General features: G+C 71.3%; 10 protein-coding genes. 4 read left to right on the forward strand and 6 right to left on the reverse strand.

Annotated elements, in window-relative coordinates; genetic code table 11:
* Window positions 1-261 precede the first annotated feature (261 nt).
* Complete coding sequence (locus I2501_RS34375; RefSeq protein WP_328806830.1) at window positions 262-1,509, forward strand: MFS transporter; 1,248 nt, start codon at window positions 262-264, stop codon at window positions 1,507-1,509.
* A gap of 33 nt (window positions 1,510-1,542) precedes the next feature.
* Here I2501_RS34375 and I2501_RS34380 read toward each other — a convergent pair whose 3' ends face one another.
* Both I2501_RS34380 and I2501_RS34385 read right to left on the reverse strand, forming a co-directional pair.
* Entirely contained in the window at window positions 1,543-2,406 is an 864-nt protein-coding gene (locus I2501_RS34380; protein WP_196198096.1) for an ABC transporter permease, read from the reverse strand.
* Window positions 2,403-3,323 (reverse strand): ABC transporter ATP-binding protein, encoded by a 921-nt coding sequence (locus tag I2501_RS34385; RefSeq protein WP_196198097.1) that lies wholly within the window; start codon window positions 3,321-3,323, stop codon window positions 2,403-2,405. The genes I2501_RS34380 and I2501_RS34385 overlap by 4 nt, the downstream gene beginning before the upstream one ends.
* 132 nt (window positions 3,324-3,455) lie before the next feature.
* Here I2501_RS34385 and I2501_RS34390 point away from each other — a divergent pair, with 132 nt between their 5' ends.
* Window positions 3,456-4,139, forward strand: a complete 684-nt coding sequence (locus tag I2501_RS34390) for a response regulator (RefSeq protein WP_196198098.1) — start codon at window positions 3,456-3,458, stop codon at window positions 4,137-4,139.
* Between the two features lie 78 nt (window positions 4,140-4,217).
* Here I2501_RS34390 and ligD (I2501_RS34395) read toward each other — a convergent pair whose 3' ends face one another.
* Complete coding sequence (gene ligD / locus I2501_RS34395) at window positions 4,218-5,210, reverse strand: non-homologous end-joining DNA ligase (protein WP_196198099.1); 993 nt, start codon at window positions 5,208-5,210, stop codon at window positions 4,218-4,220.
* 15 nt (window positions 5,211-5,225) lie between these two features.
* Window positions 5,226-6,215: a non-homologous end joining protein Ku gene (ku, locus tag I2501_RS34400; protein ID WP_196198100.1), complete on the reverse strand. Its 990-nt coding sequence runs from the start codon at window positions 6,213-6,215 to the stop codon at window positions 5,226-5,228.
* A gap of 32 nt (window positions 6,216-6,247) precedes the next feature.
* Here ku and ligD (I2501_RS34405) point away from each other — a divergent pair, with 32 nt between their 5' ends.
* Both ligD (I2501_RS34405) and I2501_RS34410 read left to right on the forward strand, forming a co-directional pair.
* On the forward strand, window positions 6,248-7,156 hold the full coding sequence (gene ligD, locus I2501_RS34405; RefSeq protein WP_196198101.1) for a non-homologous end-joining DNA ligase: 909 nt from the start codon (window positions 6,248-6,250) through the stop codon (window positions 7,154-7,156).
* 72 nt (window positions 7,157-7,228) lie between these two features.
* The gene (locus I2501_RS34410) at window positions 7,229-7,621 is read left to right on the forward strand and encodes a hypothetical protein (protein ID WP_196198102.1); all 393 of its coding nucleotides are present in this window, start codon (window positions 7,229-7,231) and stop codon (window positions 7,619-7,621) included.
* Here I2501_RS34410 and I2501_RS34415 read toward each other — a convergent pair whose 3' ends face one another.
* Both I2501_RS34415 and I2501_RS34420 read right to left on the reverse strand, forming a co-directional pair.
* On the reverse strand, window positions 7,622-8,326 hold the full coding sequence (locus I2501_RS34415) for a FadR/GntR family transcriptional regulator (RefSeq protein ID WP_196198103.1): 705 nt from the start codon (window positions 8,324-8,326) through the stop codon (window positions 7,622-7,624). It lies immediately after the preceding gene.
* Between the two features lie 183 nt (window positions 8,327-8,509).
* On the reverse strand, window positions 8,510-11,536 hold the full coding sequence (locus tag I2501_RS34420) for a hypothetical protein (protein ID WP_196198104.1): 3,027 nt from the start codon (window positions 11,534-11,536) through the stop codon (window positions 8,510-8,512).
* Window positions 11,537-11,546 lie beyond the last annotated feature (10 nt).

Raw genomic sequence — 11,546 nt, forward strand, 5'->3', positions numbered from 1 at the left:
GCGAGGAACTGCGCGAGAAACCAACCGGCGCGGATGGCCCTGCGCGTTGGGGACCATCTGCATGCCGGTGGCTTGTCGCGCCCACGCGGCGGAGCCGCATATCAGCAGAGCCTCGCGCCCCTGGGTAGTGCATGGCTGCTCGCCTGCAGAACCTCCGCGCCCCCGACGGTTCAACAACCCCAGGTTGTGACACGGCCTCGACCCGGTTGTTTGAAATGCGCCGTACCCATCCTGTTGGATACCCCGGGACAACGGGAGGTTGTGGTGGGTAGCAGGCGGCTGGGTCGGGCCTTCGGGTGGTTGTGGGCTGCGTACAGCGTCAGCGCGCTCGGGACATGGCTGGCCTTCGACGCGTTCTCGATCATCGCCATCCGGGTGCTGCACTCGGGGCCGACGGCGGTCTCCTTCCTCGCCGCCGCCGGGCTCGCGGTCGGGGCCGTGGTCGCGGTGCCGCTCGGGCCGTGGATGGAGTTCCGGCGCAAGCGGCCGGTGATGGTGTCGATGGACTTGATCCGCTTCGCCGTCCTGCTGACCGTCCCGCTCGCGTACGCGCTCGGCGCGCTCACCTTCGCACAACTGCTGGTTGTCTCGGTGATCACCTCCGCCGCCGACATCACCTTCAACGCGGCGAGCGGGGCCACGATCAAGTCGCTGGTGCCGAAGGAGGACCTGCTGGTCGCCAGCGCGCGCTTCGAGTCCACGTCCTGGACCGCGACGGTGCTCGGGCCGCCGCTCGGCGGTGCGGCGATCGGGCTGCTCGGGCCGCTGACGACGGTGATCGCCAACGCCGTGAGCTTCGTGTGCTCCGCGCTCGGCATCCGCGCCATCGGCGGCGTCGAGCCCGCCCCCGAGCCCGCGCCCGCCGCACACCCGGCAGGCTCCTCCGGCCTGCTCGAAGGCTGGCGCTTCATCCTCCGGCACCCGACGCTGCGCCTGCTGCAGGTCAACTGTGCGCTGAACAACGGCCTGATCATGGCCTCCGTGCCGCTGCTCGCGGTGCTGATGATGGGCCAGCTCCACTTCGCGCCCTGGCAGTACGGGTTGGCCTTCGCCGCGCCCAGTCTCGGCGGGCTGCTCGGCTCCCGGATCGCCCGGCCGCTGGCGGCCCGCTACGGGCGCCACCGGGTGCTCTACGTCTCCGGCGTGGCGCGTGCCGTCTGGCCCATCGGGCTGGCGTTCATCGGGCCCGGAACGCCCGGCCTGGTCTGGGTGATGGTGGTCGAGCTGGGACTGATCACCTGCAGCGGCGTCTTCAACCCGCTGCTGTCCACCACCCGCCTCGAACTCGCCCCTCCGGACCGGGTGGCCCGCACCCTCTCCGCCTGGTCCGTCTCCAACAAGATCTCCATCGCGGCCCTGACCGCCCTCTGGGGTCTGCTCGCCGGCCTCGTCGGCACCCGAACCGCGATCGGCGTCGCCGGTGCCCTCCTGCTGGCGACCCCCGTCCTGCTGCCGCGCCGCGAGCACGCGCAGCAGCCGGAACCGGAGCTGACCGCCAGCGCCGCCTGAGCCGCTCAAGGCGCGAACCGCGCTCCTACGCGCTCAGACGTCGCGCTTGCGGACCATCAGGACCGCGACAAGGACCCCTGCCAGCGGCCAGGCCACGTAGGTCGACCACGCTCCCGTGAGCGTCGCCTGGAGCCAGGGCATGTCCTTCGGGTGGAGCGTCCAGAGCTGGACCAGGCGTTGGAAGCCCGACTGGACGAAGCTGTGCCGGATGTCCGCCGACCAGTGCTTGGCGTCGTTGAAGAAGTTCGGCAGCAGCAGGGTGACGAAGGCCGTGACGCCCATCGTCGCCGCGCTGTGCCGGATCAGCGCGCCGAAGCCGAGCCCGACCAGCGCGCTGACCGGAGCCGCCAGCGCCGCGCCCGCCACGGCGCGCATGACGCCCGGGTAGCTGATCGCGATCGACTGGTGGATGCCGCTCAGCACCGCCTGCGCGATGACGAACGAGACCAGCGCGATGATCCAGCCCGCGACCGTCCAGAACACCGTCTGGACCACGGCCTTGGCCAGCACCACCGACGTGCGGGCCGGGACGGCGGTGGTCGTGGTGCGCATCAGTCCGCTGCCGTACTCGCCCGCCAGGGCGAGGCCGCCGATCGCGCCTGCGGCCAGCATGACCGTCAGGTACCCCATCACCGGGAACGCGTCGACCACCGCGTTGTAGAACGGACCGGTCCCCAGAGCCGTGCCGTGGCGCTGCGTCCAGTTGTCGACGTCCGCCTGGGCCGCCGCGAAGGTGGAGACCCAGGCGACCAGGGTGGCGATCGTCAGCGTCCACCACGTGGAGCGCAGGCCCCTGAGCTTGATCCACTCGGAGACGACCAGGTCCCAGAAGGACGAACGGGGCGCTGCGACCCGCGCCTCGGCGGTGGGGTTGGGGAGTGAGGTGAGGGTCGTCATCGGGTCCGCCCCGCCAGGTACTCGACGCTGTCCGCGGTCATCTCCATGAAGGCCTCCTCCAACGACGCGGCCCGGGTGGCCAGTTCGTGCAGCATGATCCGGTTGTCGAAGGCCAGCGCGCCGATCCGCTCGGCGGGCAGGCCGGTCACCACCAGGGACTCGGCCCCGGCCGCGTGCTCCGCGCGCACGTCCGCGCCGAGGGCGGTGAGCAGCGCGGTCAGCTCGGCCGGCTGCGGCGTGCGGACCAGGACGCCGACGCGGGTGCTGCGCGCGGCGAAATCGCGCAGCGGCTCGGCGGCGATCAGCTCGCCGCGGCCGATCACCACGAGCTGGTCGGCGGTGTTCTCCATCTCCGACATCAGGTGCGAGGAGAGGAAGACCGTCCGTCCCTCCGCCGCCAACTGCCGGAACAGCCGCCGCATCCAGAGGACGCCCTCCGGGTCCATCCCGTTGACCGGCTCGTCGAACATCAACACGGGCGGGTCGCCCAGCAGCGCGGTCGCGATGCCGAGCCGCTGCTTCATGCCGAGCGAGTAGCCGCCGACGCGCCGCTCGGCGGCCTCGCTCAGGCCGACCTCGCCCAACACCTCCTCGACCCGCCTCGCCGCGATCCCGTTGCTGCGGGCCAGCGCGCGCAGATGGGTCCGGCCGGTGCGGCCCGGGTGGACGTGGTGGGCGTCCAGCAGCGCGCCGACGTGGTGCAGCCCGCGTGGATGGTCGGCGAACCGCACTCCCCCGACAAGCGCGCCGCCCGAGGTGGGCGTGTCCAGGCCGAGGATCATGCGCAGCGTCGTGGTCTTCCCCGCACCGTTGGGCCCGAGGAATCCGGTGACCTGCCCGGGCCGTACGGTGAAGGTCAGCCCGTTGACGGCGGTCTTACTGCCGAATCGCTTGGTGAGCTCGTTGACTTCGATCACGTCCCTCACCGTGCCGGGACGCGGCGTCATCGGTCATCGGGCCCACGACGGCAACGTCGGCCCGGCGACCCTCCCGTGGGCGTAAGCCCGCGGGTCGATGCCGACCGCGACGCGCGCCGATACCCTCGGCGGATGAACGAAACCAAGGTCAGGGTGGTGCTGGCGGACGACCAGCCGCTGGTGCGGTCCGGACTTCGGGTGCTGATCAACGACAACCCGGACCTGGAGGTCGTCGGCGAGGCCGGCTCCGGCGACGAGGCGATCGACGTGGTGGCCCAGGTGCGGCCGGACGTGGTGGTGATGGACATCCGGATGCCCGGCATGAACGGCATCGAAGCCACCCGTCGGATCACCGCCGGGCCGGAACCCACGCACGTCATCATGCTGACCACCTTCGACGACGACGACTACGTCTACGGCGCGCTGCGCGCGGGCGCGAGCGGCTTCCTGGTCAAGGACATGGCCCTGGACGAGATCCTCTCCGCCATCCGCGTCGTCGCGGGAGGGGAGGCCCTGATCGCCCCGAGCGTCACCCGCCGCCTCATCGCCGAGTTCGCCAACCGCCCGACGGCGGGGGCCACTTCGTCCAAGGCTGCGCCGCACCGCGTCCGGGAGAGCGTCACCGACCGCGAGATCGAGGTGCTCACCCTGGTCGGCCGCGGCCTGAGCAACAGCGAGATCGCGGCGGAGCTGTTCATCAGCGTCGCCACGGCCAAGTCCCATGTCGCCCGACTGTTGGCCAAGTTGGACGCCCGGGACCGCGTCCACCTGGTCATTCTCGCCTACGAGTCGGGCCTGGTCTCGGCGACGAGCTGAGCTCGGACAGGAGCCCTGGCCGGACCCGAGCTGGAGCCCGAGCCGGAGCCGGGAGCCGGAGCCAGAACTGACGATGACTCAGAATCCGAGCTGGTCCGGGGGTTCCGGAGGGGGCGTGATCTCGCGCAGGCCCTTCCAGACCGGTTGGCGCAGGATGCCGCCCGCCGTCAGTTCCGCGTACTCGACCTCGGCGGCGAGAGCCGGGGAGGCCCAGTGGACGGTGGAGTCGGGGCGGCCGAGGTCGGTCGGGGTGGCGAGGAAGGGAGAGCGGTCGAGTTCCACGCTGCGCAGGACCTCCGACAGGTCGGCGGCCTCGTTGACGCCCAGGCCGGAGCCGACCGCGCCGAGGTAGCGCAGGCCGCGCGGTTCCGGGATCCCGACCAGGACGCTGCGCAGCTCGCCGCGCTCGTTGGCCAGCCAGCCGCCGACGCGGACGTCGACGCTCTGCCGGTGCTTGTGCTTGATCCACGCCCGCGAGCGGCGTCCCGGCTGGTAGAGCGAGTCGAGCCGCTTGGCCACGATGCCCTCGATCCCGTAGGACTCGGTCCACTCCACCGCCGCGCCCAGGTCGCCGATCCAGGAGGGCGGGGTGCGCACCGGGCCCTCGTCCAGGCCGAGTTCGGTGAGCTGCGCGCGGCGTCGGGTGTAGGGCTCGTGGGTGAGGTCGTGGCCGCTGTCGTTCAGCAGGTCGAAGGCCATCAGGGTGACCGGGGTGTCGTGCCGGGCGACCTGGATCTGGGCGGGGCGGCGCAGGCTCATCCGCTCCTGCAGCGCGCCGAAGCTGGGCGCGCCGTCCGCGCCGAGCGCGACCACCTCGCCGTCCAGCACCACCGCGCGGTCGCCGAGCAGGTCGGCGACGCCGGTCAGCTCCGGGTAGCGCTCGGTGGCGTCGCCGCCGGTGCGCGAGCGGACGGTGACCGTGCCGTCGCCGGGGACGTAGACGAGCACCCGCATCCCGTCCCACTTCACCTCGGCGGCCCAGTGCGCCTCGTCGCGGGGCAGCGGCGCGGTGGTGGCCAGCATGGGCGTGTAGGCGGGCAGCGCGACGGGGGTGCGGGGGCGGGCAGCCATGGGGACCGGTTCCGATCAGGACGCGCGCTTGGGCGCGCTCTTCTTGGCGGCGGTCTTCTTGCCCGGCGTCCGGCTGCTGGTCCGGGTGCCGGAGACCGACTTCTTCGCGTCCTTGGTGGCCTTGGCCGTTCCGGACGCCGTGGCCTTGCGGGCGGAGACGGTCTTGCGCGGGGCGGGCTCGGTCGCAGCCGCGTCGGCGCCGGATCCTGAGGCCGCCTCGCCGCGCTGCGCCTTGGCCGCCGCGACGCTGGACTTGAGCGCGGCCATCAGGTCGATCACCTCCGCGCCGCCCTCAGCGACGGGGACGTGGACCGGGGTCGCGCCCTCTGCCTTGGCCGTGATCAGCTCGGACAGCGCGACGATATAGGTGTCCTTCTCGGCGTCCAGGTCGAAGCCCTCGGAGAGGGTCTCCATCAGCGAGCGGGCCATGGCCAGCTCCTGCGGGCGCAGATCGACGTCCTCCTCGGGCCCGAGGCCGTCGGTCGAACGGATCTCGTCGGCCCAGCGGATGGTCTGCAGCACCATGAGGTCGTCCTGCACCCGCAGGATCGCCAGCGACTCCCGGGAACGCATGGTGATCTTCGTGACCGCGACCTGCCCGGACGCGCGCAGCGCCTCGCGCAGCAGCGCGTACGGCTTGGCCGGGGCCTTGTCGCCGAGGCCCACGTAGTAGGGGCTGTCCCAGCGCAGCGGGTCGATGTCGTCGGCGGGGAGGAAGGCGACCACGTCGATGATCTTCTTGCTGGGCACCGGCAGTTCGGCCATGTCCTCGTCGGTGAGGACGACGACGCGTCCGTCCGAGGCGTCCCAGCCCTTGGCGATCTCGCCGTACTCGACCTCGCGGTCCTCGGCCTCGCAGAAACGCTTCAGCCGAATGCGTGAACCGTCCTCCTGGTGGACCTGATGGAGGACGGGACCGGAATGCGTGTCCGTGGCGGGATAGAGCTTGACCGGCACCGACACCAGCCCGAACGTGATGCTGCCCGTCCACACGCTGCGAGGCATGACCTGTACCTTTCCCGGGGTATTCACACGTTATGCCCGGAAAGGTACCCGTGCAGGTCGACGGGCGCGCGATCCTCCTGTCCCATCTGGACAAGGTGCTCTGGCCCGCGTGGTCCAAGGCCGAGATGATCGACTACTACGCCCGCGTAGCCGGGGCGATGGTCCCGCACCTGCGCGACCGCCCGGCCTCGTTCCTGCGCGGCCCGGAGGGGATGACCGGCCCGCTCTTCGTGGCGAAGAACGTCCCGCCCGGCAGCCCGTCCTGGCTGCGCGAGGTGGAGGTGGTCGGCAAGGAGGGACCGCGGCAGCACCTGGTCCTGGACGACACGCCCAGCCTGATCGCCGCGGCCAACATGTACTGCCTGGAGATCCACGTCCCGCAGTGGACGGCGAGCGGCGGCCGGGACGCGGACGACCGACCGCTCCACGACCGACTCGTCGTCGACCTCGACCCGGGCGAGGGCGCGACGGTCACCGCGTGCTGCGAGGTCGCGCTGCTGGTCCGCGCGGAGCTCGCCGCCGACGGTCTGGCGTGCGCGGCGGTCACCTCCGGCGTCAAGGGCCTGCACCTGTACGCACCGCTGCGGCCCACCCCGGAGGCCGCGGTCGTCGGCTACGCCAAGACGCTGGCGGAGCGGCTGGCGGCGGCGCACCCGGCGCTGGTCGTGGCCCGGATGACCAAGTCGCTGCGGCGCGGAAAGGTCTTCCTGGACTGGTCGCAGAACTCCACCTCCAAGACCACCTCCGCGCCCTACACGCTGCGCGCCACCCACACCGACATCCCGGGCGTCTCCAGCCCGCTCACCTGGTCCGAGGTCGAGGGCTGCGCCTCCCCGGCCGACCTCGCCTTCAGTCCCGAGTCCGTCGCCGCCCGCGTCGCCGCCGACGGGGACCACGCGTCGGTGCTGTGCGACGCGGCAGCGGCGGCGGCGCTGCCGTAACTCGCGTGCCGTGCCCGCGAGATGAAAGGGTGGTGGACGTACTGCTCGGACGCTCCACCAACGGGGGATCACATGCGCACCATCACCGTCGTCATGGCCGGCGCCGCAGCCGCAGCCACGCTCTGCCTGACCGCCTGCGGCGGTTCCACCGGCGGGGGAACGCCGAGCGCGGGAAGCACCGCGTCCTGCGAGGCCGCGCTGGTACAGCAGTTGAAGGACGACCAGGCCAGCGGTGCCAGCACCGCCATCAACTCCGGGGTCTCCGCGTGCGTGGGGCTCTCCCCCGCGACGATCGCCGAGCTCTCCCAGGAGGCCACGAACACGGTGCTCAAGGGCATTCTGCCGAGCGGCCTGCCGTCCGCGCTGCCGACGGGGATCTCGACCAGCGACCTGCCGACGGCGCTGCCCACCGCACTGCCGACCGACATCTCGACGAGCGACCTGCCCACCGGCCTGCCCAGCTGATCAGTCCGCGTCGGACCGCTCCAGCCTCTCCTCGCGCAGGCTCTCGGCGAGCCACTGCTCGACCGCCGCGACGTGCACGGCGGAGGCCGAGGCGGCCAGTTGCGCGTCGCGGGCCGTAAGGGCCGCGAGGATCGACTCGTGCTCGCGGTGGACGTGCTCGATCGCGCGGCCGACGCGGGTGCCGCGCAGGATGCGGACCCGCTGGGTCTGGGTGGAGAGGATCTCCAGCAGCATCGACAGGACCGGGTTCTCCACCAGCGCGACCAGCGCCCGGTGGAACTCCATGTCGCACTCGATGAACGCCTCCACGCCCACCGCCGCGCGGCTGCGATCCAGGATCTCGCGCAGCGCGGCGACATCCGCATCGGTCACCCTGGTCGCCGCGAGGGCGGTGGCGGAGGGCTCCAACAGGCGGCGCACCTGCAGCAGTTGGAGCGCCGAGTCGCCCTGGGAGACGTCGGAGGCGAACGACAGCGTCTGCAGCAGCAGGTGCGGCTCCAGGCTGGAGACGTAGGTGCCGTCGCCCTGCTTGGTGACCAGGATCTGCATGGCCGTCAGCGCGCGCACCGCCTCGCGCAGGGAGCTGCGCGACAGGCCGAGCCGCTGGGCCAGGTCGTCCTCCTTGGGGAGGCGTGAGCCGGCCTGCAGCTCTCCCGAGATGATCATGGACTTGATCTTCTCGATCGCGTCGTCGGTCAGTGCCATGGGCGGCTGCTCCTGCGGGCCGTCGGGGTGCGGATGGGGCCGGGCGGCCCGCCGGTCGTCCGTGCGGACGAGCGCGGGGCCACCCGGCCAGGGTAGGGCGTCAGGCGGGTCGGGCCGTGCCGACGGGCCCCAGCCGACTCAGCTCACTCGGCTGACTCAACTGCCTCGGCTGACCCAACTGCCTCAGCTGACGTCGAAGCGGTCCACGACCAGGTAGGTCCCGCCCGCCTTGGTCAGCGTCAGCGTGTGGTACCCGAGCGGCAGGCCGCTCGCGCGGTAGAGCGTCTGCTGCACCTGGCGGCTGCTCGCGGAGGCGTTCACGGTGCCCTGGGAGGCTCCGTCGAGCGTCACCGCGACCGTACTCTCGTCCGGGGCCTTCTCGCTGACGAAGGCGATACCGGTGCCGTAGAAGGAGACGGTCACCGAGTCGCCGTCCGCCGTGGCGTAGTGGACGTCGTCGTCGTAGTCGCCGTAGCCGCGCCCGGTCGAGGCGGCCCACGAGCCGCCGTTGTACTGCACCGCGGCGTCGGCGTCGTCGACGGTGCGGGTGACCTCGAAGGCGTCCAGCGTCATCCAGTCGCCGCTGCGCTTGACGATCTGGACGGTGTGGCTGCCGGGAGTCAGGCCCTGGCTGCTCCAGATCACCTGCTGCGCCTGGCGGGTGGCCGACGAGGTGTCCACCAGGCCCTGGGAGACGCCGTCCAGGAAGACCTCGACGTTGCCCTGGTCGCTGTTCTTCTCGCCGAGCACCTGGACGCCGGTCCCGGTGAAGGTGTAGCTCGCGGTGTCGCCGTTCTCGCCGGTCGCGTGGACGTTGTCGTCGAAGTCGCCGTCGCCGCGCGCGCCGGAGGCGAACCAGGCGCCGGTGTAGGTGATCCCGAGGTCGCTGTCGTCGACGCGGCCGGTCAGCGGGCGGTACTGCTCGGCCGGTCCGGCCGCGGCGACGATCGCCTGGGCAGCGCTCGGCCAGGCCCCGCCGCTGACCACGGTCGCCTGGTTGAAGGTGATGTTGGTGCCGTTGTCGTTGTAGTTCGCGTTGTCCGAGTAGTTGTCGTGGATGTCGATGTCGTGGATCGTCTTGATCCACATCCCGATCCAGCTACCGCCGCCGAACCGCACCACGTTGTCGTAGGTGTCCCAGTACGAGCTGCCCTCGTCCTGGTAGAGCATGTTGTTGGTGTGGTTGCCCTCGGCCACGACGTTGCCGGACAGCACCGAGGTCATCGAGCCGTCGCCGCCGCCCTGGCCGCCGTTGGTGTAGATCGGGCCGCCGTCGTTGAGGATCTGCATCACGTCGTGGACGGAGTTGCCGGTGATCTTGTTGCCGCCCGCGTAGATGGTGCCGTGGTGGCAGTCGGTGGCGATCAGCGTGCAGGAGGCCCAACCCCAGCCCCAGCCCAGGGAGATGCCGGAGTACGGGGTGTAGCCGATGTCGTTGTTCGCGATCGTCGCGTCGCGGGTGTAGCCGGCCCAGACGCCGACGGCGTCGTGGTAGTCCTGCCCGACGTAGCTGATGGTGTTGTCGGCGACGGTGTCGCCGGTGGTCATCAGGTCGGTGCGGCTCTGGTAGTAGTCGTCGACCTCGCCCACCGAGACGCCGCCGCCGGAGGTGTCGGTGATGACGCTGCCGGTGACACCGGAGTTCTGCGTCCCGTCGGCGAAGTCCAGCCCGGTGCCGCCGAGATGGGTGAAGGTGTCACGGATGAAGCTGACGCCGTTGCCACGGTGCACCTGGACGGCGGCCGGGATCCGGATCGGCGCGTGGGTGACCGGGTCCCAGAGCACGCCCGCCTGGTTGTCGACGTAGCCGGACGTGGTCGGCTGGTTCCAGGTGCTGTACGCGAAGGTGATCCCCTGGAACACGATGTTCTGCACCGGCCGCACCACGTCCGGGACGACGGTGAACCCGTCGACCAGCATGTAGGTGCCGGAGGTCTTCACCAGCTTCAGCGTGTGCTTGCCCTTGGCGAGACCCGAGACGGTGACCACGGGCTGCTGCGCGAGCCGGTTCGTCCCGTACGCCGAGACGGACTGCGTCTTCACGCCGTCGACGTAGACGTCGATGCCGCCCTCGTCACTGGCCACCTCGCTGAGCACCTGCACGCCGGTACCGTCGAAGGTGTAGCTGACCGAGTCGCCGTCGGTCATGGTGTAGTGCACGCCGCCGCCCAGATCCCCGTACGGGCGGCCGGTGTTGGTGGCCCAGGAGCCGGTGTAGGTCGCGTTCGGGTCGGTGTCGTCGACCGGCGAGAGGTGGCCGGGCGTGCCGGACAGGTCCAGCAGCTCCTGGGTGGTCGGCAGTTCGACGTCGGCGGTGGCCAGGTTCTCGCTGGAGCGCGGCATGTAGTAGAGGTAGCCGGCGCTGCTGTCCAGGTAGAACTGGCCCGGCTGGGTGAGCAGTTGGTAGGCGTTCTCGATCCAGCTGACGCCGTTCAGCGTCGGCAGCCCGGCGCCGTTGAAGGGGTAACCGGGGTTGGGCACGCTGGTGTTGTTGTTCGCGAAGCACGTCGGGTCGACGTTGAGGCTGGAGCCGCCGCTGCTGGTGGACGTGATGCTCTGCAGCGGGCAGCGCATCTGCTTCCAGTCGTTGTCGTCGACGACCTCGACCTGGCTCTGGTTGGTGAACTTCGCGTAGGACGGGTCACTCGTCACGAATGAGGAGCCCTGGAGCGTGAAGCCGCCGGGGTTCAGCGCGCTCTGGGCCCGCTGCGCGCGGACACCGTTGACGAAGAGCTGGCGGCTCTGCGTCCCGACGGGCACGGCGGCGCGGTAGATGCCCTTGGTGCTGTCGTAGAGGCTGAACCCGCCGACGCGCGTGCCGCCGCTCAGCACCGGGGTCTCGCCCGGGTAGGCGTCCCAGTGGACGGTGTGCCCGCCGGTGCCGGAGTCCTGCGGGCCGAAGGAGAGCGGGCGGCCGAGCCGGTAGGTGCCGCCGCGCAGGTAGACGGTGATGTCGGAGCTCATCGCGGAGTCGACGGTCTCGACCAGCTTCTGAGCGTTCGTCAGACTGCAGGGCGCGCTGATCGTGCAGGCTCCGCCGGTCCCGTCGGGCGCGGCGTAGAGCACGGTGCCGGTCGCGGACCGGGCGACAGCGGGTGCGGCGGCCGGGGCGGCGGCTGGTGCGGCGGCGACTGCGGGTGCGGCGGCCGCCAGCAGCAGCGCCCCGACCGCGACGCCGGACAGGGCGGCGATACGGCGATGTATCGACATGACACTCCAG

It is taken from the genome of Streptacidiphilus fuscans, assembly GCF_015690355.1.
In the GTDB taxonomy this organism is placed as follows: domain Bacteria; phylum Actinomycetota; class Actinomycetes; order Streptomycetales; family Streptomycetaceae; genus Streptacidiphilus; species Streptacidiphilus fuscans.